The 24,778-nt window shown below is 38.1% G+C and carries 19 protein-coding genes; 15 read left to right on the top strand and 4 right to left on the bottom strand.

Features of this window, described 5'->3' with window-relative positions; all coding sequences use genetic code 11:
- Nucleotide 1 precedes the first annotated feature (1 nt).
- The 7 genes from MKX96_RS13705 to pyrE are packed head-to-tail and all read left to right on the top strand — an operon-like array spanning nt 2 to nt 8,589.
- Nucleotides 2–1,282 (top strand): dihydroorotase, encoded by a 1,281-nt coding sequence (locus MKX96_RS13705; protein WP_340884237.1) that lies wholly within the window; start codon nt 2–4, stop codon nt 1,280–1,282.
- Nucleotides 1,279–2,379, top strand: coding sequence for a carbamoyl phosphate synthase small subunit (locus tag MKX96_RS13700; protein WP_340884234.1), 1,101 nt, complete (start codon nt 1,279–1,281; stop codon nt 2,377–2,379). The genes MKX96_RS13705 and MKX96_RS13700 overlap by 4 nt, the downstream gene beginning before the upstream one ends.
- Nucleotides 2,372–5,569 carry a carbamoyl-phosphate synthase large subunit gene (gene carB, locus MKX96_RS13695; protein ID WP_340884231.1) on the top strand — a complete coding sequence of 1,066 codons (3,198 nt, stop codon included), beginning with the start codon at nt 2,372–2,374 and terminating at the stop codon, nt 5,567–5,569. Before MKX96_RS13700 ends, carB begins: the two co-directional genes overlap by 8 nt.
- Nucleotides 5,566–6,342, top strand: coding sequence for a dihydroorotate dehydrogenase electron transfer subunit (locus tag MKX96_RS13690; protein WP_340884229.1), 777 nt, complete (start codon nt 5,566–5,568; stop codon nt 6,340–6,342). Before carB ends, MKX96_RS13690 begins: the two co-directional genes overlap by 4 nt.
- Complete coding sequence (locus tag MKX96_RS13685; RefSeq protein ID WP_340884226.1) at nt 6,339–7,253, top strand: dihydroorotate dehydrogenase; 915 nt, start codon at nt 6,339–6,341, stop codon at nt 7,251–7,253. Before MKX96_RS13690 ends, MKX96_RS13685 begins: the two co-directional genes overlap by 4 nt.
- On the top strand, nt 7,250–7,960 hold the full coding sequence (gene pyrF, locus MKX96_RS13680) for an orotidine-5'-phosphate decarboxylase (RefSeq protein WP_340884223.1): 711 nt from the start codon (nt 7,250–7,252) through the stop codon (nt 7,958–7,960). The genes MKX96_RS13685 and pyrF overlap by 4 nt, the downstream gene beginning before the upstream one ends.
- Entirely contained in the window at nt 7,957–8,589 is a 633-nt protein-coding gene (gene pyrE / locus MKX96_RS13675) for an orotate phosphoribosyltransferase (RefSeq protein ID WP_340884221.1), read from the top strand. The genes pyrF and pyrE overlap by 4 nt, the downstream gene beginning before the upstream one ends.
- Before the next feature lie 226 nt (nt 8,590–8,815).
- On the opposite strand, the gene MKX96_RS13670 is transcribed toward pyrE, so the two are convergent.
- Nucleotides 8,816–10,159, bottom strand: a complete 1,344-nt coding sequence (locus tag MKX96_RS13670) for a TldD/PmbA family protein (RefSeq protein ID WP_340884218.1) — start codon at nt 10,157–10,159, stop codon at nt 8,816–8,818.
- Between the two features lie 2 nt (nt 10,160–10,161).
- Nucleotides 10,162–11,550 (bottom strand): TldD/PmbA family protein, encoded by a 1,389-nt coding sequence (locus MKX96_RS13665; RefSeq protein WP_340884217.1) that lies wholly within the window; start codon nt 11,548–11,550, stop codon nt 10,162–10,164.
- A 374-nt stretch (nt 11,551–11,924) separates the two neighbouring features.
- Between MKX96_RS13665 and MKX96_RS13660 the strand changes: the two genes are divergently transcribed.
- Nucleotides 11,925–12,245 (top strand): hypothetical protein, encoded by a 321-nt coding sequence (locus tag MKX96_RS13660; protein ID WP_340884213.1) that lies wholly within the window; start codon nt 11,925–11,927, stop codon nt 12,243–12,245.
- Nucleotides 12,246–12,433: 188 nt separating this feature from the next.
- Here the strand turns inward: MKX96_RS13660 and MKX96_RS13655 are convergent, their stop codons facing one another.
- The gene (locus MKX96_RS13655; RefSeq protein WP_340884211.1) at nt 12,434–13,624 is read right to left on the bottom strand and encodes a coenzyme F420-0:L-glutamate ligase; all 1,191 of its coding nucleotides are present in this window, start codon (nt 13,622–13,624) and stop codon (nt 12,434–12,436) included.
- A gap of 117 nt (nt 13,625–13,741) precedes the next feature.
- Here MKX96_RS13655 and MKX96_RS13650 point away from each other — a divergent pair, with 117 nt between their 5' ends.
- The 3 genes from MKX96_RS13650 to MKX96_RS13640 all read left to right on the top strand — a co-directional run bounded on the left by MKX96_RS13650 (nt 13,742) and on the right by MKX96_RS13640 (nt 15,524).
- Complete coding sequence (locus tag MKX96_RS13650) at nt 13,742–14,620, top strand: LysR family transcriptional regulator (RefSeq protein WP_169361543.1); 879 nt, start codon at nt 13,742–13,744, stop codon at nt 14,618–14,620.
- Nucleotides 14,621–14,811: 191 nt separating this feature from the next.
- Entirely contained in the window at nt 14,812–15,285 is a 474-nt protein-coding gene (locus tag MKX96_RS13645) for a phosphate-starvation-inducible protein PsiE (RefSeq protein ID WP_169358529.1), read from the top strand.
- Nucleotides 15,282–15,524, top strand: coding sequence for a hypothetical protein (locus tag MKX96_RS13640; protein WP_340884205.1), 243 nt, complete (start codon nt 15,282–15,284; stop codon nt 15,522–15,524). The genes MKX96_RS13645 and MKX96_RS13640 overlap by 4 nt, the downstream gene beginning before the upstream one ends.
- A 215-nt stretch (nt 15,525–15,739) precedes the next feature.
- Here MKX96_RS13640 and MKX96_RS13635 read toward each other — a convergent pair whose 3' ends face one another.
- Nucleotides 15,740–17,449, bottom strand: a complete 1,710-nt coding sequence (locus MKX96_RS13635) for a transglutaminase domain-containing protein (protein WP_340884202.1) — start codon at nt 17,447–17,449, stop codon at nt 15,740–15,742.
- 773 nt (nt 17,450–18,222) lie between these two features.
- Here MKX96_RS13635 and MKX96_RS13630 point away from each other — a divergent pair.
- The 4 genes from MKX96_RS13630 to MKX96_RS13615 all read left to right on the top strand — a co-directional run bounded on the left by MKX96_RS13630 (nt 18,223) and on the right by MKX96_RS13615 (nt 24,693).
- Nucleotides 18,223–19,680, top strand: a complete 1,458-nt coding sequence (locus MKX96_RS13630) for a DASS family sodium-coupled anion symporter (RefSeq protein WP_340884200.1) — start codon at nt 18,223–18,225, stop codon at nt 19,678–19,680.
- A gap of 41 nt (nt 19,681–19,721) precedes the next feature.
- Entirely contained in the window at nt 19,722–22,517 is a 2,796-nt protein-coding gene (locus MKX96_RS13625) for a 2-oxoglutarate dehydrogenase E1 component (protein ID WP_340884199.1), read from the top strand.
- A gap of 28 nt (nt 22,518–22,545) precedes the next feature.
- Nucleotides 22,546–23,769 carry a 2-oxoglutarate dehydrogenase complex dihydrolipoyllysine-residue succinyltransferase gene (gene odhB / locus MKX96_RS13620; RefSeq protein WP_340884197.1) on the top strand — a complete coding sequence of 408 codons (1,224 nt, stop codon included), beginning with the start codon at nt 22,546–22,548 and terminating at the stop codon, nt 23,767–23,769.
- 174 nt (nt 23,770–23,943) lie between these two features.
- Nucleotides 23,944–24,693 carry a class I SAM-dependent methyltransferase gene (locus tag MKX96_RS13615; protein ID WP_340884193.1) on the top strand — a complete coding sequence of 250 codons (750 nt, stop codon included), beginning with the start codon at nt 23,944–23,946 and terminating at the stop codon, nt 24,691–24,693.
- Nucleotides 24,694–24,778 lie beyond the last annotated feature (85 nt).

Here is a 24,778-nt window from a genome sequence, read left to right as displayed (position 1 = left end):
CATGACAAAAATTATTCAAAACGTCCAACTAGTAAACAAATCAGGTGAATTAGAAACTACCTCAGTTGTAGTAAAAGACGGGAAAATAGCTGAAATTACTCCTACTCCTACTTTAGATGATGCGCAAGTAATTGATGGTAAAGGAATGTTACTATCCGCTGGCTTTATCGATGTGCACGTTCATTTACGTGAGCCAGGTGGAGAGCATAAAGAAACAATAGAAACAGGAACTAAGGCTGCTGCAAAAGGGGGATATACTACGATTTGTGCGATGCCAAATACTCGTCCAGTTCCAGATACAGTGGAAAACTTCTCTCATGTATTAGATTTAGTAGATAAAAATGCACTAGTTCGAGTACTTCCTTATGCTTCTATCACCATACGTCAAGCAGGTAAAGAACGTACAGATATAGCTGCACTAAAAGGACTTGGTGCATTTGCTTTAACAGATGATGGAGTCGGTGTACAAACAGCTGGAACTATGCTGGAAGCAATGCAAGAGGCAGCAAAACATACTATTCCTGTTGTAGCTCACTGTGAGGAGAATTCCCTTTTGTACGGTGGGGTAATGCATAAAGGAAAGCGAAATGAAGAGCTTGGATTAAAAGGAATCCATTCCGTTTCAGAATCGGTACATATAGCGAGAGATATATTATTAGCTGAAGCAGCAGGAGCACATTATCATGTTTGCCATGTAAGTACAAAGGAATCTGTTCGAGTGATTCGAGACGCTAAGAAAGCCGGCATCCATGTTACTGCAGAAGTAAGTCCACATCATTTATTACTTTGCGAGGAGGATATTCCAGCAAATGATGCAATTTGGAAGATGAATCCTCCGCTAAGAGGTAGAGACGACATGATGGCTTTACGTGAGGGATTGTTAGATGGAACTTTAGATTTTATAGCAACAGACCATGCCCCTCATACAGATGAAGAAAAAGCACATGGTTTCGAAAAGGCTCCCTTTGGAATAGTTGGATTAGAGACAGCATTTCCATTACTGTATACTCATTTCGTAAAAACGGGGGAGTGGTCATTAAAGCAACTGCTAGATTATTTGACCATCAAGCCAGCGAACGTATTTGGGTTTGAATTTGGCAAGCTAGAAGTAGGAGCTCCAGCTGATTTAGTATTAGTAGATTTAAATAAAGAACAAAAAATAGATAAAGAAGCATTCCTTTCTAAAGGAACAAATACTCCGTTTGATGGATGGGTTTGTACAGGTTGGCCACAAGTAACAATCTATAACGGAGAAATCGTATGGCAGGAGGAACAAGCATGAAAACAAGATATTTAATATTAGAAGACGGTACTGTTTTTAAAGGAAATGCATTTGGTAGTGAATCAGGGACTATTGGAGAAGTTATTTTTACAACTGCTATGACCGGTTACCAGGAATCTATATCAGATCCATCCAATTGCAGTCAAATACTAACTTTTACGTATCCGATGGTAGGTAATTATGGTATTAATCCAGATGATTTTGAAGCAATAGAGATTGCCTTGTCAGGAGTTGTAGTTCGGGAGCTAGCAGAGAACCCATCTAACTTCCGTAACCAAAGTACATTGAATGAATTTTTAACTTTAAAAAATATTCCAGGAATTGAAGGAATAGATACTCGAAAGCTAACACGCATAATTCGTAAGCACGGATCTCTAAAAGGAACGCTAACAGCTGCTGGAGAAGAAGTGAATGTGGAAGAAACAGTGGCAACGTTAAAATCTACTGATATTCCTAAAAACGTAGTGGAGCAGGTTTCTATTACCAGACCTTATCCAAGTCCAGGGCGAGGTAAACGAGTTGTATTAGTAGATTTCGGTATGAAACATGGAATACTAAGAGAATTAAACAAACGTGACTGTGACGTTATCGTAGTACCTTTTAATACATCAGCTAAAGAAATTTTAGCAATGCGTCCTGATGGAGTAATGCTATCTAATGGTCCTGGGGATCCGACGGATATACCAGAGTCTATTGAAATGGTAAAAGGTCTAATAGGAAATGTTCCAATCTTCGGAGTTTGCCTAGGTCATCAGTTAATTTCACTAGCAAGTGGTGCAACGTCCTTTAAACTAAAATTTGGTCATCGTGGTGGAAATCATCCAGTAAAAGATTTAACTACTGGAAGAACAGAGCTAACTTCACAAAATCATGGCTATGCGATTGATGCAGATTCAATCTCTAACACGGATTTAGAAATTACTCATCTAGCATTAAATGATGGAACAATTGAAGGTGTAAGACATAAAAAATATCCCGTGTTTTGTGTACAGTTTCATCCAGAAGGGTCATGCGGTCCAGAGGACTCAACCCACTTATTTGATCAATTTATTGAACTAATGAATAAAGAAAGCAAAAAGGAGACTTCACATGCCTAAACGTAAAGATATAGAAACTATTTTAGTAATCGGATCTGGTCCAATTGTAATCGGTCAAGCTGCAGAGTTTGACTATGCGGGGACACAAGCATGTATTTCCCTTAAAGAAGAAGGCTACAAAGTAATATTAGTAAACTCAAATCCAGCAACTATTATGACAGATACAGAAATTGCAGACAAAGTATATATTGAACCTATTACTCTTCCATTTGTGAGTAAGATCATCCGCAAAGAGCGTCCAGATGCAATCCTTCCAACTTTAGGAGGACAGACAGGTTTGAACATGGCGATTCAATTAGATGAATCAGGCATATTGGATGAGTTAGGAATTGAAATTCTTGGTACAAAACTAGAGGCGATTCATAAAGCAGAGGATCGTGACTTATTCCGTACGTTAATGAATGAATTGAACGAACCAGTACCGGAAAGTGATATTATCCACAACCTCGAGGAAGCAAAGGCGTTTGTAGAGCGAATCGGATACCCAGTAATCGTAAGACCAGCCTTTACCTTAGGAGGAACTGGGGGAGGTATTTGTCACAATGATACAGATTTAGTGGAAATCGTAACTAGTGGTTTAAAGTATAGCCCTGTGACTCAATGTCTACTAGAAAAATCGATTGCTGGCTTCAAAGAGATTGAATATGAAGTAATGCGAGATTCAGCTGATAATGCAATCGTTGTTTGTAATATGGAAAATGTTGACCCAGTAGGCATTCATACGGGAGACTCGATTGTAGTAGCTCCGACACAAACATTGTCGGACCGTGAAAACCAAATGCTTCGAAATGTTTCCTTAAAGATTATCCGTGCGCTGAAAATCGAAGGTGGATGTAATGTGCAGCTTGCTTTAGATCCATATAGCTTCCAGTACTATATTATTGAAGTTAACCCACGTGTAAGTCGTTCATCAGCACTTGCATCAAAGGCAACTGGCTATCCAATCGCGAAGCTTGCAGCAAAAATTGCAGTAGGACTTACACTAGATGAAATGATGAATCCGGTAACTGGAAAGACATATGCTTGCTTCGAGCCAGCTTTAGACTATATTGTTGCAAAAATTCCTAGATGGCCTTTCGATAAATTTGAATCAGCAAAACGTAACCTTGGAACACAGATGAAAGCAACCGGAGAAGTAATGTCGTTAGGACGTACATTTGAAGAGGCAATCTTAAAATCTGTCCGTTCCTTAGAAACAGGTCACTTCCATTTGGAAATGAAGAACAGCGAATCCATTACAGACGAATGGATTGCCAAAAGAATTCGTCGCGCAGGAGATGAGCGCTTATTCTTTATAGGAGAGGCACTTCGCCGTGGTGTGAGCATCGAGCAAATACATGAATGGTCTCAAATAGATCTGTTTTTCTTAAACAAGTTACAGAACATCGTGCAATATGAAAAGGTAATACAGGAGAATCCTTTTAATCAAGAAATTCTATATAAAGCAAAAAGAATGGGCTTTGCTGATAAGACAATAGCAAAGTATTGGAACGTGAAAGAAATAGAAGTATATAACTTTAAAAAGGAACATGGAATTACACCAGTTTACAAAATGGTAGATACTTGTGCAGGAGAGTTTGAATCAGAAACTCCTTATTTCTACGGGACATATGAAGAGGAAAACGAATCCATTAAAACGGATAAAGAAAGTGTCATCGTACTTGGTTCTGGTCCAATTAGAATCGGGCAAGGAGTTGAATTTGATTATGCAACAGTTCACTCTGTATGGGCCATCAAAGAAGCAGGCTATGAAGCGATTATTATTAATAATAATCCAGAAACAGTTTCTACCGATTTCTCCATCTCAGATAAATTATACTTTGAGCCTTTAACGGTAGAAGACGTCATGCACATCGTGGACCTTGAAAAGCCAAAAGGAGTAGTTGTACAGTTTGGCGGTCAAACAGCGATCAACCTAGCGGAAGCGTTAGAAGAACGAGGCGTAAAAATATTAGGCACTACTCTAGAAGATATCGATCGAGCAGAAAATCGAAATAAATTTGAAGCTGCTCTTCACGAAATAGGAATTCCTCAGCCGCTAGGTAAGACAGCGGTATCTGTAGAGGAAGCTATTGAAATAGCTAATGAAATTAGTTATCCGGTATTAGTTAGACCTTCTTATGTTTTAGGTGGTCGAGCAATGCAAATCGTTTACAATGAAGATGAAATTAAACACTATATGGAAAACGCGGTTGAAGCTAGCCCGGAAAAGCCCGTTTTAATTGACCGTTACTTAACTGGTACAGAGGTCGAAGTCGATGCAATCTGTGATGGAGAGAATGTTCTAATACCAGGTATCATGGAGCATATTGAGCGAGCAGGAGTGCACTCAGGTGATTCAATCGCTGTATATCCACCACAAAAGCTATCACAAAAACATATAGACACATTGGTAGATTATACAACAAGACTGGCAAGAGGTTTAAAAATAGTAGGTCTAATGAATATTCAATATGTTATTTCCAAAGACGAGGTTTATGTAATTGAAGTAAACCCACGCTCAAGCCGTACGGTACCTTTCTTAAGTAAAATTACATCGATTCCAATGGCAAACATTGCAACAAAGGCAATTTTAGGAAAGTCCATTGTAGAACAAGGATTTAAAACAGGGCTTGCACCAAATAGTTCAGGAGTATATGTAAAGGTTCCTGTATTCAGCTTTGCTAAGCTGCGCCGTGTAGATATTACCCTAGGGCCAGAGATGAAATCCACTGGAGAGGTTATGGGTAAAGATATAACATTAGAAAAAGCCCTATATAAAGGCCTAGTAGCTGCAGGAATGGAAATTAAGGATCATGGCTCAGTGCTAATGACGATTTCTGATAAAGACAAAGAAGAAGCAACAGATATCGCTAAGCGTTTCCACGCAATTGGCTTCCGCATAATTGCAACAGAGGGTACCGCTAAAGCAATACAAGAGGCAGGTATTCCAGTAGATATTGTAGACAAAATTGGTTCTAAGGGAACTACTTTACTTGATGTTATTCAAAAAGGGGAAGCGCAATTTGTTATTAATACTTTAACAAAAGGCATGCAGCCCGAGCGTGACGGCTTCCGAATTCGTAGGGAGTCTGTTGAAAATGGAATTCCTTGCTTAACTTCTCTAGATACGGCAGAGGCAATGGTTCGTGTAATTGAATCGATGAGCTTCTCTACGGATACGATGAAGCTACAGGAGGTCCGTGCATGATTAAACAGGAGCAGATGATTGTTGTATCTCAACATAAAATTGCGACGAACATTTTTAGGCTTACGTTAAAGGGACAGCTCGTACAGGAGATGAAACAACCTGGCCAATTTGTTCATGTACGTGTGGCAAATCAAATGGAGCCACTACTACGAAGACCGATTAGTATTTGTTCTATAAATAGAGAGGCATCGGAATTTACGATGATCTACCGTGCTGAGGGCAGAGGAACTGTGCTACTTTCAGAGAAAAGACCAGGGGATTATATAGATATACTTGGTCCCCTAGGTCAAGGGTTTCCAATAGAAAAAGTCTCTTCAGGTGATAAGGCATTACTTGTGGGGGGAGGAATTGGAGTCCCTCCTCTCTATGAATTATCTAAAAGACTAGTTGAAAAAGGTGTGGAGCCAATCCATGTATTAGGCTTTCAATCCGAGAATGTTGTTTTCTACGAGGAGCTATTTAACCAGCTTGGCGAAACACATATAGTTACAGCAGATGGAAGCTATGGTCATAAGGGGTTTGTAACAAATGTATTAGAGACTATGAATGACGACTTTGCTGTGTACTATAGTTGTGGTCCAACGCCTATGCTTGCTGCTATGGAAAAAATGTATCCGCATAAAGAAGGTTACCTCTCTTTTGAACAACGAATGGGCTGTGGGATCGGTGCATGTTTTGCATGTGTATGTGAGTCAACGGAAAAAATGGAAGTTGACTATCTGAAAGTTTGTTCAGATGGTCCAGTCTTCCAGTCAGGAGTGATTCGAGTATGAATAGATTAGCTGTCGAATTACCAGGACTGTCATTAAAGAACCCAATTATGCCTGCTTCTGGGTGTTTTGGGTTTGGGAAGGAATATGCTCAACTCTATGATCTATCCAAATTAGGAGCTATCATGATTAAAGCAACTACCTTAGAAACACGACTAGGTAACCCAACTCCTCGAGTAGCTGAAACGCCTGCAGGGATGCTGAATGCGATTGGACTGCAAAATCCAGGACTAGCTAAGGTCATGACAAACGAGCTTCCTTGGCTAGAGCAATATGACGTGCCCATCATAGCAAACGTAGCTGGGACATTAACAGAGGACTATGTTGGTGTTGCTGAGGCTATTTCAAAGGCACCTAACGTATACGCTCTAGAGCTAAATATTTCGTGTCCAAACGTTAAACAAGGTGGAATTACGTTTGGAACAGATCCCCTAATAGCAGAAGAATTAACAAGAGCCGTCAAGGAAGTTTCAAGCGTTCCTGTCTATGTAAAGTTGTCGCCTAATGTTACGAATGTAGGGGAGATAGCTAAAGCAGTGGAAGCTGGCGGCGCCGATGGAATAACGATGATTAATACATTACTCGGTTTACGCTTGGATACTCGAACTGGCCGTCCTGTCATTGCAAATGTAACAGGTGGCTTATCGGGTCCAGCTATTAAGCCAGTTGCACTTCGTATGGTATATGATGTGGCTAAACAAGTCTCCCTACCTATTATAGGGATGGGCGGAGTTTCAAATATAGACGATGTCATTGATTTCTTATCAGCCGGGGCAAGTGCAGTTGCTGTTGGAACTGCTAACTTTGTCGATCCATTCATTTGTCCGACACTGATTGATCAGTTACCAGAAAAGTTAGATGAGCTTGGATATCAAACAGTAAACGATTTAGTTGGAAGGAGCCATCGATTATGAAAAACAGCCCCATTATCGCATTAGACTTTTCTTCAGCAGAAGAAGTTTACCGTTTTTTAACACCTTTTGAGGAACCTCTTTTTGTGAAGGTTGGAATGGAACTATTTATGCAGGAAGGTCCAGCCATCGTTTATAAGCTTAAGGAAAAAGGACATGATGTCTTTCTAGATTTGAAGCTACATGATATTCCAAATACAGTCGGACAGGCGATGAAAGGATTAGCACGTTTAGGAGTAGATCTGATCAATGTCCACGCTGCTGGAGGAGAGACTATGATGTCAAAAGCTCGTGAAGGCTTAGAGGCCGGAACTTCGGCCGGTAATGTAAGACCTGCTATTATAGGCGTTACTCAATTAACTTCCACTTCTGAGAAGCAAATGCAAGAGGAACAGCTGATTAAACAAACTCTAGAGGAATCTGTTCTTCATTATGCTAGGCTTTCCCAAAAAGCAGGATTAGATGGGGTAGTATGCTCCGTACTAGAGGCAAAGAAAATAGCAGAAGCGTGTGGGGAAGACTTTTTAAGAGTTACTCCAGGTATACGATTATCTACGGGAGAAGCACACGACCAAGTTCGAGTAGCGACTCCTTCTAATGCGAGGAAGCTAGGCTCTTCTCACATTGTTGTTGGACGTGCAATCACAGAAGCAGAAAATCCCGTAGAGGCTTATAAAACTATTCTAAAAATGTGGGAGGAACAAGCATGACACTTGAACATAGAATTGCAAAAGCACTTCTTGAAATAGGAGCAGTAGAACTAAAACCAAACGATCCTTTCACGTGGGCATCAGGAATTGAATCACCAATTTATTGTGATAATCGTATAACGATGTCTTCTCCGGTCATTCGCAAGGAGATTGCAAAAGGTCTTGCTGAAGCAATTAATGAGAGTTTCCCAGGAACAGAAGCAGTTGCAGGAACGGCAACTGCAGGTATTCCTCATGCGGCATGGGTAAGTGATGTATTAGAGCTTCCGATGATGTATGTACGCTCAAAAGCAAAAGAGCACGGTCGAGGAAACCAAATCGAAGGAAAAGTAGTGACAGGTCAGAAGGTAGTAGTGGTCGAAGATCTAATTTCCACTGGAGGAAGTAGCTTAACAGCTGTTGAAGCGCTTCAAAAAGCTGGGTTAGAAGTACTTGGAGTAGTAAGTATTTTTACATATGGACTTCCTAAAGCAGAGGAGTCTTTTAAAGAAGCAGAGATAAACTTTGTCAGCCTAACTAACTTTGAGACTTTGGTTAATGCAGCGCAGGAAGTAGGGACTATTACAGAAGCGGATATTCCGATGCTTACTAAGTGGCACAATGATTTGAAGCAAGGGTTATTAAAATAAGGAAGTGATCGCCTTCTCATTTTAATTGAGAGGCGATTTTTTTTATGGATGAATCAATTTCATAATCATTTGCCTCGGTTTGTGATATTTTGTTTGCCTCACTTATCCTAGTTGAGCTACCCTTGAATCAAAGCAACCCCTAAAGATGCTTACAGATTTTTGCATAGTAAAAGAGAAAGAAGTGAGTTTACTTCTTTCCCTGTTTATTCAAAGAAAGCTAGATTCATTAGTCTACTGTTACAGCAAGCTCTTTTACTAATATAGAGGGTGAACCATAGCCTCCAGGTTGAAAGGTAAGATCTGATGCAATGGCATCTATGTTTTTCATAAGGTGATAGAAGTTTCCAGCAATAGTCATTTGGTTTATAGGTGATGCGATATTCCCGTCTTTAATATGATATCCTGTTGCCTCCACAGAAAAGTCACCTGAAATAGTATTTGTTCCAGAGTGTAGCCCAGATAAATTAGTTATATAAATGCCATTTGGAAGATTACCTAATAACTGATCTCTGTTTTGCTCTCCAGGAGCAATATATAAATTTTGCGGTGCTATAGTTAAAGTACCTTTGTAAGAGGACTTAAATGCATTTCCAGTGGACTCGCAGCCATCAATCTTAGCAGTCTTCCGATTGTGTAGAATAGTTTCTAATGTTCCATTAGAAATAATTGTTCGTTTTTTGGTAGCAACTCCTTCGCCATCAAACGAAGATCCAGAAAAAGCATCAGGGTGGAAAGGGTCATCTACAAGAGTCAGTATATCTGATCCTATTTTCTCTCCAACTTTACCTTTTAAAAGTGATTGGTCCTTTTGAGTATTTTCAGCCGAGAAAATTTCAGAAAAGGTTGCTAGGAGAGAGGCAGCGGAATCATGTCTGAATAATACTGGGTATTTTCCGCTCGGGATGGTTTTACCCCCCAAGTAAGATAATGCTTCTTTTGCTAGCTCAGTAGCAATTTCATCAGCATTCAAAGTATGAAAATCACGTGTCATTTTAATAACGTGTCCAGTTTTCATTTCATTATCAGCTTTTACAACTGCAGATACAAAAATATAAAGTCCGTTTCTTTCATCCTGCAAAGAGAGTCCTTTATTATTAATCATTAATCGTTCGGAATTAAAATCTTCTAGCATGCAATAATTTAAAGTAGTTATTCTTGGGTCGTATGCCAATACTTTTTGTTCAATGGCTTTTATAAGCTCAATCTTCTCAGGAATTCCTATCTTCCTTAATTCGGGACTATAAAAGCTATGTTGGACATATTCTTTACTTCCCTCGAAAATAGAAGAGTTATCACTTTCATCCAAGATATCAGCATTATTCTTAGCGTTTTCTACCAAGAAGGCAATCGAGCTCTCATCTATTTTTTCTGTATAAGCATAGCCCATGTTTCCGTTATAAAGACCTCTAAATCCTATGCCAGCTTCTTCAGAGGTTTCATAACTATCTACTTCTCCATTAAAAATCATACATTTAAACGAATCTGATCTTTCGTAGTAAGCTTCTGCTTCAGAAAATCCAGTGGCTTTTGCTTGTGTAAGCAGCTCTTTTTGAAAGTCTGTTGTATTCATCATTATTCCCCCTTTGTTCCTCCAACAGTGATTTCACTTACACGAATCATGGGCTGTCCTACGTTAACTGGAAGGCTTCCACTAATGGAACCGCACATTCCAGCACCGTGAGCTAGATTATTTCCGACACGATCTACTAGTTGTAACGTCTTTGCACCATTTCCAATTAGCGTAGCACCACGGATTGGTTGAGCTATTTCTCCATTCTTAACTATATAACCTTCCATAACTGCGAAGTTGTAGTCTCCAGTGGCAGGGTTAACTTGCCCTCCACCCATATATTTAGCATAGATTCCGTATTCTGTAGAAGCTATTATTTCTTCCGGAGTAGAAGACCCAGGTGCAATAAATGTGTTAGTCATTCGTGACGTAGGGTTGTATCTATATGATTCTCGACGTGAAGAACCTGTTGGCTTTGCATTCATTCTTCTAGCATTAAATTTATCAATCAGATAGCCCTTTAAAATACCATTTTCAATTAATACGTTCTTTTGAGTTTTTTCACCTTCATCATCAATATTTAATGAACCCCATTCGTTAGGTAATGTCCCATCATCAATATAGGATACAATGTCAGGAGCAACTTTTTCACCTATTCGATTAGCAAAAACAGAATTGTTTTTGGCAACCGATGTAGCCTCTAGGCCATGACCGCATGCCTCATGAAAAATAACTCCTCCAAATTCGTTGTCAATAATAACTGGGAACTTTCCGCTAGGACATTCCTCAGCACCAAGCATATTTACTGCGATACGAGCAGCCTCTCCGGCATAATGTTCTAAGTTAAGATTTTCTATAAATTCGAAACCAGCATGAGCACCTGGCCCATAAAAGCCAGTCTGCATTTCAATACCATCAGAAGCAGTGGCTTGAATAGATAGTCGGCTATATACACGAGTATCTTCTACAAACTTTCCTTCTGAATTTGCGATTAAAACATTCTGTTCCTCGTCTATATAGCGTATTCCTACCTGTTTAATACGAGGATCAAAGCCTCTTGCAATATCATTTGCCTGTCTCATTACAGATACTTTTCTAAGATTTTCTACACTACGAGGCTTTAAAGCAATAGTATGTAGTGGCTGAATAATTTCTTTTTGAAGTGGATGAATGATTCCAGCAGAACCGCCTTGGATGGCATGGGCTGCTCGCTTGGCTGCTTGTATTAAACCTTCTTCTGAAAAATCAGTAGTATACGTATAAATACTCTGTAACCCTAAAAATATACGAATACCAATACCAAAATCTCTACCCGAATTACTTTTTTCTACTTTGTTGCTTTGTAGTACTAATTGATTGACGTATTTATCTTCTACAAAAATCTCTGAAAAATCTCCTCCGGTAGAAAGTGCTGCTTCCAATACGTTTTCTATAATGGACTGTTTCAACATATAATTCCCCCCTTAATAGAATTATATAGTAATAAACTATGACTTAATACTTTTTATTTTGATAATTTAGTAAATTTAAAAATGTTTTTAGGGGGTAATATTTACGCAATAATAAGTGTGTTAGAGTTGGGCATTATAGATGGGTGATGGATTATCGCTCACCCCGCGAAAAAGCGTCCGGTTGGCGCGGAAATCAATTCTACTTGCCGATTTAGAACACATCGTAAATCAACCCTAGCCTTTAACATAGCCAATACTAAATATCTGTATTGGATTAAATGGGTAATAAATCATAAGAAAGTTAAGACATCCCTCTCTGGTTATGTTATATTCATAATAATTATAAAAAAATGAAGATAGAGGATGTAGAGAATATGTCAAATTCAAAAATATTGAAATGGGTTACAGGAGGATTAGAGGCTGTACTAGGTATACCAGTTCTTGGAGGAATCATAATTCTTAGTTTGGCCTGGGTTCCTTTGCTAATTATGCTGGCACTGCATATAGTTACTCTAGTGATTACAAAAAAAGAAGGCGGAGGAACTACAACAGGGAGTATACTAGGAATAGTAACCTCTTGCATTGGTTTCATACCTCTTGTAGGAATGATTATGCATATCATTACTGCTGTTATTTTAATGATAGAAGCTTCTAAGCCAGAGATTCCAAAAGACGTCTTTAATGAAGAGTTTTAAATAGATTTAAAGAATCAAAAACTGCACTTAGCAGAGACATTAGCTAAGTACAGTTTTTTCTCAATTCGCTGTAACCGAAAATAACTTCAGATAATTGAAAGAAGCCTTGAAAATTTTACATCCGTAGAATTTTCAAGGCTTCTTATTTTGAGGAGAGTTATGTACCCGCCTCGTTTATTAATTTTTTCTTATTTTGTGTAGTTATCAAAGTATCCTTGAATATAAATCATTGGTGTACCTTTGTCTCCACTACCGGAAGTAAGATCTGACAGAGAACCAATAAGATCAGTTAATCTACGTGGAGTTGTACCTTGAGCTTCCATTGCTCCAACTAGATTGTCTTCTTTGTTATTAATATGCTCAGTAATTGCTTGCTTTAATTCTTCTCCTCTTAAGTGAGCGAAGTTATTATCTGCGAGATATTTTAATTTTACTTCATTTGGAGTTCCAGCTAATCCAGATGTGAAGGCTGGTGAAACGACGGGGTCAGCTAGCTCCCAAATATGTCCTACAGGATCTTTAAATGCTCCATCTCCATATACCATTACTTCCACATTTTTTCCTGTTTTTTCTTTTATAATTTCTTGAATGTTATCAACGATTGGTTGGCAATCGCGAGGGAAAAGCTTCACCGTGTCTTCTGTAGATTTGTTCGATCCAAGTAAACCATATTCCTCGTTAAAACCACTTCCATCAATGGACTCCGATAATATGTTGTCTAGACTGTAAATTTTTTCGCCACCATTTGCTTTTAAGATTTTCTTCGTTCTAAATCTTGAGTGAATATCACAAGCAAGTACGTTTTTTGTATAGTCTAGAATAGATTTTGGGTTGTTAGAGAAAATGACTTCACATTCCACTCCGTATTCTTCTATTAACGATTTATAGTATGCAATGTAGTCTACTCCAGTAAAAGGATGCAGTTTATATCCAAAGTAGTCGCGGAACTGTTTCTCTGTAAGGACATCTGTCCAAGGGTTTACGCCTTTATCATCTAATTCGTCAATTTCTACAAGATGATTGCCGACTTCATCAGAAGGATAGCTTAGCATTAAGACTATTTTCTTTGCACCTTTTGCTATTCCACGTAGTACTACTGCAAATCTATTACGACTTAGGATTGGAAAAATTACACCTAGTGTGTCATCTCCAAATTTCGAATGAACGTCAGTGGCAATCTGGTCTATACTGGCGTAGTTTCCTTGAGCGCGGGCAACGATAGATTCAGTTACTGTCACAATGTCCTGATCGTTGATAGAAAAGCCTTCCACTTCTGATGCTTTTAATACACTATTTACTACTATTTCTTCAATATTATCACCATTATTTATAATTGGGCCACGAAGACCTCTTACAACTGTTCCCACTACTCTTTCCAAATTGAACGCTCCTTCAACTATTATAAATATATTCTATTATTACCACTTGTAATTCTACGTAATACAGTGATATAAGTAAAATTAATATATATTATAATAGATATAAGAGGTGCTTATATGTCAGGGAAATTGGATTTATATAAAATATTTTGCATGGTAAGTAAAAATAATAGCTTTTCGAAGGCTGCAAAAGATCTCTTTATGAGTCAATCCGCAGTTAGTCAGGCCATAATGCAACTGGAGAAAGAACTAGATACCAGATTATTCTACAGAACGACAAAAGGAGTTACTTTAACAACAGAAGGCTCTGTGCTTTTTGAATATGCTAGCTCTGCTTTAAAGCTCATTGATACTGGTGAAGAGAAAATTTTAGAATTTAAAAACCTTACTGCAGGGGAACTTAAAATTGGAGTGGGAGATACAATTTCAAGATTTTTCTTGCTCCCTTATTTAGAGGAGTTCCATAATAAATATCCCAGTATTAAATTCACCATTGTAAATGGTACGACCATAGAGCTTTGCAATATTTTAAAGAGTGGAGGCGTAGACATTGCTCTTTGTAATTTTCCGATAGATGATGATAGCTTGGGACAACGGCCTTGTTTAGAGGTACAAGACATTTTTGTATATGGGGAAAAGTTTGATAAAGTCTTGTCAAAGCCAATTAGTTTGGACAAGCTTGTAAAATTTCCATTAATATTCCTTGAACAAAAATCAGTATCGAGAAGATATGTGGAAGAATATATGCTTTCAAAGGGTGTAAAAATATCACCTGAATTTGAGTTAGGTTCTCATGATTTACTATTGGAGTTCGCAAAAATTAACTTAGGTATTGCTTGTGTTACTAAGCAATTTGCGGGAGATTATTTAAGAAAAGGGATGCTCAAAGAGGTGAAGTTAAAAGAAAGTATACCGCCAAGAAATATAGGAGTGTGCTTTCTAAAAAGGGTTCCATTATCAACTGCCGCCACTAAATTTGTAGAATTAATCGAGTAAAGGTTTGATTATCCACAACTATTTCTAAGAAGTGCTGCGCTTTGTCATATTTGGGTAGCGCTTCTATTTTCTTTCAAAATACAGTATGTAGGGATACATAGTATGATTTTAAAAAATATTCCGAAATTTCATTGTAGACATGTTAGGTAACCTTACATTATAATAATGTATTATAAAAAAGGGGGAATTGAATGGTTAAATTTACAGCTGTGTTATCGATCATCCCAAAAGCCTTGCAAATGTTTTTAAACCTCTGCTTAGTCTTCTTGGCCTTTATACTGGCCTTTTTGTTAGTGAAGGAGCTGACGATTTTTATAAAGGTGTTGCTCACGGTAGGTCCGAGCGATTATAAAATGTTCCTTGCTAACATCCTCATATTCTTTTTGTATTTTGAATTCATCACTATGATCGTGAAGTACTTCAAAGAAGACTACCACTTTCCGCTTAGATATTTTTTATATGTAGGCATCACAGCAATGATCCGTCTAATCATCGTAGAGCATGACCATCCAATTGATACTCTTTTTTACTCACTCGTTATTCTAATTTTAATTGTTGGTTATTTTATTATGAATATTACACCACTTGAAAGACCTAGTAACCCATGGTTTATAAAAGGAAGGGAAAGAGAAAATCCATCAAACTTGGGAGAAACGAATGCATGAAAAATACCTATTTAAGTCGTAAAATTATTACTAAAAAAATAAATAAAACCTCTATAAATGTTGCAAAGAGGATGGTTGTGAATAAACCACAACCATCCTCTTTATTTATATATAGAAAAGCGCAAGCCCCTGTGTTTGCCCCGACAGGCAAATGGAAAAAGCGAGGAGGCAGCCTCACAGCCACCGGAGCTTTTATCCATTTGACCCCGAGGGGCAAGAGGCTGAAGCTAGCCAAATAGAAAAGCTCAAGCCCCTGTGCTTGCCCCGACAGGCAAATGGAAAAAGCGAGGAGGCAGCCTCACAGCCACCGGAGCTTTTATCCATTTGACCCCGAGGGGCAAGGGGCTGAAGCTAGCCAAATAGAAAAGCGCAAGCCCCTGTGCTTGCCCCGACATGCAAATGGAAAAAGCGACGTCACAGCCAACGGAGATTTTTTCCAGCCCTCCTACTCAATTTAATATACTAAACCAATGCGAGTATGCGTTTTTTGAAAATCTTCTTCCTCAGGGTCAAAATAATCTTCACTAAAACTAGCTATAAATTCCTTGTTGTCATTTAGGTAGCCTGCACCCCATGTAGGATCCATTGTGACCCAACGATTATCGACCTTCGCTTCTACCCATGCATGTCTATCTGTAGTGAAACCTTCTACAAAACGGGCTTCGATATTGCTTGCACGTAAGAGTGCAATAGTAAGGTAGGCGTAGTCCTGACATACCCCCGTTTGAGAATTTAAAGTTTTTAAGGCACTGTCATCCCATTTAAAGTCGTCATTTTGGAATTTAACTACGTCATAAGAGATGGTGTTAGCTACAAAGTCATAAATAGCTTTTGACTTTTCTAATTCGGAAGTTTTTCCTTTTGTAAGACTGTTTGCTAGGTCAATAATTTGTGGTGCATCAGATTCAATTCCTCTTGAAGGAAGAATATCTCGTTTATCCTGTTCAGCTGTAGAAATTATATCGAACTTAGCAACCTCATAATATCTAAAGAAGTCATTTTTAGTTTCAGTTATCTCAGGGACGCTAATAGATACTTCATATTCTCCAGGGCCAAATCTCAAATGAAAATAATCGTTAAATGTAAAGTCTTGGATGGGAATGACCTCTAGGGCTTGATCTTCACCTTTTTGAGTTTGCACATAGAGATGGGTAGTTTGTTTTGATAGTGTAGCTTCTGGATCAATAAAACCATTAATGTGAAACGTGTGTCCTGTTGTCTTTTCTCCACTGACAGGCTCAACCAGATTTATTCCGCGTTCAGCATATAGGGAAGAATAAGAGATTGGTTCCAATATCTCTAACGATGTATTTTCTATAAGCAAATCTGTTGCAGTCTTGTAAAAGTTATCTTTCTCTAAATCGGGAATCATAACTTCTAGCGTATGCAAGCCTTTTCCAAACAAAAGCGGAATATTGGAAGTAAATTGACCTTTTTGTATTGGAATTACATTACTCCACGTTTGACCGTCTTTTGATAGCCGAACCATAATATCCTCGTATAATTCACCATTCTGTAAGCTCCCCTTCAATGTATAAATACCGTCTTCTTCTACATAGCCGACCTCTGTATTAAGGATAAGACCGGCTTCTAAACCAATAGGTGTATAGGCAACATCTCTAATTCTATTTGGGTTTACATTTAGAACTTCAAAGTTTGCTGTATCATAGTAATGGTTTTCTCGTTCTGTGCTCGGTATTTGTACTTTAATCTTATACGTTCCTTCACCGTTAAAAAAATGAACGGTTTTCTTAAATTTACCATCACTAATTGGAACAAAATAATCCTGTTCCTGAATATAACTATTTTCTTTTTCTGTTTGGACATTAATCCATATGTAGTTGGATTTTAGTTCGTCAGTCTTTTTTATCTCACCTGCAATAGTAACTTCACCGTTAGCAGAAAACTTCTCATATTTTGGTTCATAAAAGGTGAGCCCTAGTTCACTTGCATAAGAGGAAGTGAAATCCAGTGGAGTAAGGTTTAAACTTTTATTTTTTTCCTGAACTAAAATTTCATAAGGATCAGCTTCAACTTTTTCTATCGGAACAGGAATGTTAAGTTCTGTTGGTATTGGATTATTCAATGTTTCGGAATCATTACCACATGCAGAGAGAAGACATAAAAAACAAAACATAGGGAGCCCACGTTTAAATAACTCCATTGAACATCCTCCTTTTTATATATATAACACTCTTCTATTTATTCTCTCATAAATTTGGAAAAATAGTGGATTATTTTTTACATGTATTGATATCAGTAGCAGGTGTCTCCAGTAGGATAAGTGAGCTATATAAGAGATGACAGCGCGAACGTTTACTATAAGGGATAGCTTAGAGATTAACCCGACCAACTGCCATCTGCTTAATAACTTTAAACAAAATTAAATTATATATAAATAATAAAAAAATGACAAAATTATGAACAATTGATTAATTATTTATGAACTAATAGTGAAAAAAAGAATAATAGTATAACAAAAAAATACAAAAGAGTTATACTTACGTTATTGTGAAATTATTCACAATTAATAATATTAAACCTATTCTTTTAAATGAAACAGCATCAAAAATCCTGCAATTCATGAAATTTTGCTTGGGAATATCAGGTATAAAAAGGTTTTTTTATTACAAGATAATTTAGAAACTTGTATGAAAAAATTATTAATGACTTAAAAGTGAAGTCCAAGTAAGAGAGTAATTAATAGAAAGAGGCGATTTCCAAAACTGAAAAGTTAAAATAACGTGCACGAGAATTGAAGAAGCTGGAATGATTAATAAGGATAAAATAGGACAAAATACAGCAGATAAGTCTTCAGAGTGCTTTATAAAAGTGAGTTTACCTATTGTTTTATCGACAAGTATGTTTAATCGCAAAGTATGAATTCATACTTAGTTAGTCTATTTGTAAATTTATAGAAGTAGAGGAGAAGAAAAGATGAAAAAAAATAAAATGTTATTTGTTCTTCTGGCTTTTGCAGTATTTCTTATCATTATTTTGTTACCAAATCCTGAAGGACTTCCTGTTGCTGGGCAGAGAGCTCTGGCAATACTTGCGTTAGCAGTAATTCTGTGGGTTACAGAGGCTGTATCGTTTCCTGTAAGTGCCTCCATAATAATTGTGCTCATTTCAGTATTTATAGGTCTTGCTCCAACTATTGATGATCCTACAGTAGATTACACGACATCAGGTGCATTAAAGCTTGCGTTAGGTGGGTTTAGTTCTTCTGCAGTCGGATTAGTAGCCGGTGCTACATTTATCGCAGCAGCGATGGAGCTTACGGGATTACACAAAAGGTTAGCCCTTTTCATCATGTCCAAAGTTGGTACAAAAACAAAGAGCTTAGTTTTTGGGACAATCGTTGTAAGTATTGTATTAGCTCTATTTGTTCCTAGTGCTACAGCCCGCGCGGGTACAATTCTTCCTATTCTTTTAGGAATAGTAGCTGCTTTTAATTTACCTAAAACAAGTAGGCTTTCCGCTTTATTAATAGTTACGGCAGTGCAGTCTATATCTATTTGGAATGTTGGTATTAAAACAGCTGCAGCCCAAAATATGGTTGCTCTTGGATTTATTGAAGAGACTTTTGGCATTAACATTACCTGGGGGCAATGGTTTATATATGCAGGTCCCTGGTCCATACTGATGTCTGTCTTACTATTTTTTCTAATGAATAAGCTTATCAAACCAGAGCTATCGGAATTAGAAAACGGTGACGTAGTTATTAAAGATCAATTAAGAGATTTGGGTCCTATAACAGGGAAAGAAAAAAGATTGATCATTATTTCCGTCGCATTGCTAATTCTTTGGGCAACAGAAGGTATACTTCACCCACTAGATTCAACGACAGTGACTTTTATAGCGGTCATGGTTATGCTCTTGCCTGGAATTGGAATTTTTTCATGGAAAGAAGTGCAAAATAAGATTCCATGGGGAACTCTTGTAGTATTTGCAGTTGGGATATCAATGGGTACAGTGCTTTTACAAACACAAGGAGCTGCTTGGTTATCGCAAAATAGTTTAGAAGCAGTCGGTTTGACAGAAATGCCTCTTATTTTTATTATCATGGTGCTTTCGTTATTTAATATTTTGATTCACTTAGGTTTTGCAAGTGCTACCAGCTTGGCTTCTGCTTTTATACCTATCGTTATCGCTTTAGTGGTCTCCATGCAGCCAACTTCATTTAACGGTCCTGGTCTTGTATTAATCCAACAGTTTGTTGTTTGCTTCGGTTTCTTGCTACCTGTAAGCGCACCGCAGAATATGCTTGCATATGGTACCGGTGCTTTTACAACCAAGGATCTTTTGAAATCTGGTCTTCCAATAACTATAGTAGGATACTTATTAATCATTGTCTTCAGCATGACATATTGGCAATGGGTTGGGCTTCTTTAGGACAAGTAGGATTAGATATAAAATTATAAGGATGTGTAATAATGAATAACAATTATCCATGGAATCAATTTCAAGGACCCAATTTAGCGTACCTGTTAGAGCAATACGATTTATATGTACAATCACCTGATGACGTAGAAGAAGAAATAGGAGCGTTGTTTCAACAATATGGTTCTCCAGTCGATTTTTTGGGTCAACGTGAGACTATATCGATCTCAGGTAATGCAGACAACAACTTAGATAAAATTCTTCGAGCTATTCGGCTCGCAGATGCTATTCGTACACATGGACACCAAAATGCTAATATCTACCCACTTAACAATGGGATACAGGATCCGTCAAAAATTAGTATGGAATTCTATGGCCTTTCTGAACAGGACTTAGTAGATGTACCGGCAGCTCTTATAATTACTAATCCTCCTAAAGAAATACGTAATGGTCTTGAGGCTATCAATTTTCTAAGGTCTGTTTACACAGAAAGTATTGCTTTTGAAATTACACATATCGCTGACTCCAAGGAGAGACAGTGGCTTCAAGATAAAATTGAAGGAAATGCTTTAAATCAAAGCCATTCATTAGAAGAAAAGAAAGAGTTACTAGAACGTTTAACTAAAATTGAAGGATTTGAAAAATTCATTCATCGTACGTTTGTAGGAGCCAAGCGTTTTTCTATAGAAGGGCTTGATGCATTAGTTGTTTTAATCGATGAATTAGTTAATCAGGCTGGGATAACAAAAACTAAACAGGTGAATATCGGAATGGCCCACCGTGGCCGATTAAACGTCTTAACGCATGTTTTGAAAAAACCGTATGAGATGATGTTTGCTGAGTTCGCTCATGTACCGTCTAAGGCATTCTTACCTAAGGATGGATCTTTAGAGATTGCAGAAGGCTGGTTTGGTGATGTGAAATATCATAAAGGGGCTACCTATCGTTCAAATAATGGCGTCACAGTACAGCTGGCCTATAATCCATCCCATCTTGAGGTAGTGAGCCCTGTAGTTACTGGTCAAACTAGAGCTGCACAAGAGGTAAAAGATATACCTGGTTATCCGAGGCAGGATAAGAATGCAGCATTTGCAATTTTAGTTCATGGAGATGCTGCTTTTCCAGGGCAAGGTGTAGTAACAGAGGTATTAAACTACAGCCGAGTACGTGGTTTCCAAACAGGAGGATCAATTCATATTATTGCTAACAATATGATTGGATTCACTACAGAGCAATTTGACTCTCGGTCTACGCATTATTCCTCTGATCCTGCAAAAGGGTTTGAGGTACCAGTTATCCACGTAAATGCTGACAAGCCGGAAGCTGTGTTAGAAGTAGCAAGGCTTGCTTTTGAATATCGTCGACAATTTAGTAAGGATATAGTTATTGATCTTATTGGTTACCGTCGATATGGTCATAATGAAATGGACGAACCATCCATTACTAATCCATTGATGTATCACATTGTCCATAAACACCCAACTGTAAGGCAAATTTATGGTGATCAACTTGTAGAAGAAAAGGTACTTAATCAGTCCCAAGTTGAGACGTTAGATGAGACAATATTAAAGGAAATGCAGGAGGCATATGACAGGGTCAAAGAACTTCCGCAGACAACTGCAAACGAGGTAGTGATTCCGCAGGTCGTATTAGACGGGTATCCAGATATACCGACTGGTGTTGAGGGAGAAAAGCTAAGCAAGGCTAACGCAGAACTTTTGACTTGGGCCAAGGAGTTCACTCCATTCAAAAAATTAGAGAAGATACTTAGACGTAGGGAAGAGCCTTTTACCGGAAGCGGAAAGATAGACTGGGGACACGCCGAAACACTTGCGTTTGCAACTATTTTGCAAGACGGACATTCGATACGCCTAAGTGGACAGGATGCCCAACGTGGGACGTTCTCTCACAGACATTTAGTATTACATGATGAGAAAACAGGAGAAGAACTTATACCAATGCATTTTATTAGCGATTCAGCTGCTTCTTTTGTTGTTCATAATAGCCCATTAACGGAAGCTGCTATTTTAGGCTATGAATTCGGATATACACTAGAGGATAAGAATACGTTAACGATTTGGGAAGCGCAGTATGGGGATTTTGCTAACATGGCACAGGTAATGTTTGATAACTTTATTAGTTCTGCTCGAGCGAAATGGGGATTGAAGTCAGGTCTAGTAATGCTGCTTCCACACGGGGCGGAGGGGCAGGGCCCAGAGCACACAAGTGCTAGATTAGAGAGGTACCTACAGCTTTCAGCAGAAAATAACTGGACTGTAGCTAATCTTTCAAGCGCAGCAAATTACTTCCATATTTTACGCAGACAAGCAAAATCTTTGAATGAAGAATTTGTGCGTCCGCTATTAATCGTCTCTCCTAAATCACTTTTACGCAATCCTTTGGTCGGTGCTGATGTTTCTGATTTGCTGGATGGTAAATTCCAAGCAGTGATTGAACAACCGAATCTTGGTGGCCAACCAGAGGAGGTAAAGAAAATTGTTTTTGCTAGTGGGAAAATGGCAATTGATTTAGCGGAAAAAGTAAAAAACGGAACTGATTTTAATTATTTGCATATCATTCGTGTGGAACAGCTTTATCCATTCCCTAAGGATGAAATTTTGGATATATTAGGACATTACCCAAACGTAGAGTTATTGATATGGGCTCAAGAAGAACCTCAAAATATGGGTTCTTGGAATTATGCTCTCCCGTATTTATTAGAGATGGCAGATGGAAGAAGCATTGCTTATACAGGACGAGTGCATCGCTCAAGTCCGGCTGAAGGCGACGCAGATACTTATAAAGTAGAACAAGCAAGAATTATTGAAGAAGCATTAAAAAGTTTGTGAGCATTAGAACTAAAAGGAGGAAGTTTAAGTGGCAGAAATTATAGTTCCGGAATTGGCAGAGTCTATTACAGAAGGCACGATCGCCCAGTGGTTAAAAAAACCAGGTGATACCATTGAAAAAGGCGAGTTTATAGTGGAGCTCGAAACAGATAAAGTAAACGTTGAAGTTATATCCGAGGAAGCGGGAGTAGTTAGTGAACTGTTATTTGGTGAAGGAGATACAGTTCAGGTAGGAGAGGTTATTGCAATCGTTGGTGCAGGATCTGGAACTCCTGCTGCCCAACCTCAGGCAGAAGAAGTAAAGGTTGAGGAAAAAGCTCCAGATATACCAAAGGCAGTAAATGCACCAATTACAAAGGTTGAAACTACCTCAGACGCAAGTAGACCTATTGCTAGCCCTGCTGCTCGTAAGCTTGCAAGGGAAAAAGGTATCGATTTAAATGAAGTGTCACCTGTTGATCCAATGGGAAGAGTTCGTGTTCAAGATGTATCAGCCCATGGCTCTAAACAAAAAGCAGAACCAGCTAAAATTGTCTCTGCTCCAACAGAAGATGGTCGCACGACTCGCGAAAAAATGTCTCGTAGACGACAAACAATCGCTTCACGCTTATTAGAGGTTAAACAAAGCACTGCAATGTTAACGACGTTTAATGAGATAGATATGACGAATGTGATGGCATTGCGTTCTCGTAAAAAAGATAAATTTTTCGAAGACAACCAGGTACGTCTAGGTTTTATGTCGTTCTTCACTAAGGCAGTCGTAGCTGCTTTGAAAAAATATCCTTATGTTAATTCACAGCTGGATGGAGAATATATTGTTAAAAATAACTTCTTTGATATCGGTATTGCTGTATCAACAGAAGGTGGTCTAGTAGTGCCGATTGTTCGTGATGCGGACCGCAAAAACTTTGCAGAAATTGAAGGGGATATTGGAGAACTTGCTAAAAAGGCGCGTGATAACAAGCTAGCTCTTTCGGATATGACTGGTGGTTCCTTCACTATTACAAACGGAGGTGTTTTTGGTTCCTTAATGTCTACCCCGATATTAAATGGGACACAAGTTGGTATCCTTGGAATGCATACCATTCAAAAAAGACCGATAGCGGTTGGAAGTGAAATTCAAATAAGACCTATGATGTATGTAGCTCTTTCTTATGATCACCGTGTAATAGACGGAAAAGATTCAGTAGGCTTTCTGAAAATGGTAAAAGAACTGCTCGAAAATCCAGAGGATCTTATGCTGGAATCTTAAGAGAGTTCAGGTGAAGTATTAATATTTACATTTTATGTTCTGTTAGAGGCTTATTGGATTAATCCAGTAAGTCTTTTTATATTCTTAATTATTTTCTGGGAAATACTATTAGCAGGAACTCTTATATGAAAGGCGAATTACTAGTTATTATATTAGAATGGGAGTGGCGCTATTATGGTAAAAAATATGACTTCTGAAGATTCTATTAAGAGGTGGGACAAATTTGCTGAAAAATATGCAGCCAATCATCTGGAGCATGGAGATCCACATAAAGAGGTATATTTAAATCCAACCTTGTTTAGTCTTATGGGAAATTTAAACAACAAAAAAGTACTAGATGCTGGTTGTGGAGAAGGGTATTTAAGTAGACTGATGGAGAAAGCAGGAGCAGCTGTAACAGCTATTGACTATTCATCAAAGATGATTGAAATAGCAAAAAGTAGAACGACATCAGAACTCAATATAGAATTTAAACAATCTAACTGTGAAAATTTACATTTTATAATGGAAGGAACTTATGACGTAGTTGTTTCTAATATGGTGATTCAGGATTTAGAAGGTTATCAGCAAGCATTTAAAGAAACTTACCGTGTTCTTCGAGAGGGTGGGGTTTTTATCTTTTCTATTTTACATCCTTGTTTTCAAACTCCAGAAAGTGGATGGGAGAAAGGGCATGACGGTAAAAAATTATATTGGAAAGTAGATAACTATTTTTATGAGGGAGCCTATGAGCAAAGAGGAATGGACCAGGTAATCTTCTATCACCGCACATTAACAAGTTATGTAAAAGCCATCTGTGAATCTGGATTTCTAATAGAAGAGATAGTAGAGCCTACCCCATCTGAGAAAATGTTGAAGAAGTACCCATCATTTCGTGAGGATTTTAGAAGTCCCGACTTCATTGTTTTTCGACTGAAAAAGTGATGTTAATTAAGTAGAATAGATTTTTCACAACTAAGCTAGAACAGTTTAACAAGTTGTATAGTGGGGAGACTGTCACTGGACATAG

The sequence above is a fragment of the Psychrobacillus sp. FSL W7-1493 genome (assembly GCF_038004905.1).
Classification (GTDB): domain Bacteria; phylum Bacillota; class Bacilli; order Bacillales_A; family Planococcaceae; genus Psychrobacillus.
Note: the sequence above shows the minus strand (reverse complement) of the source record. Positions and strands in the feature narration are given on the sequence as shown.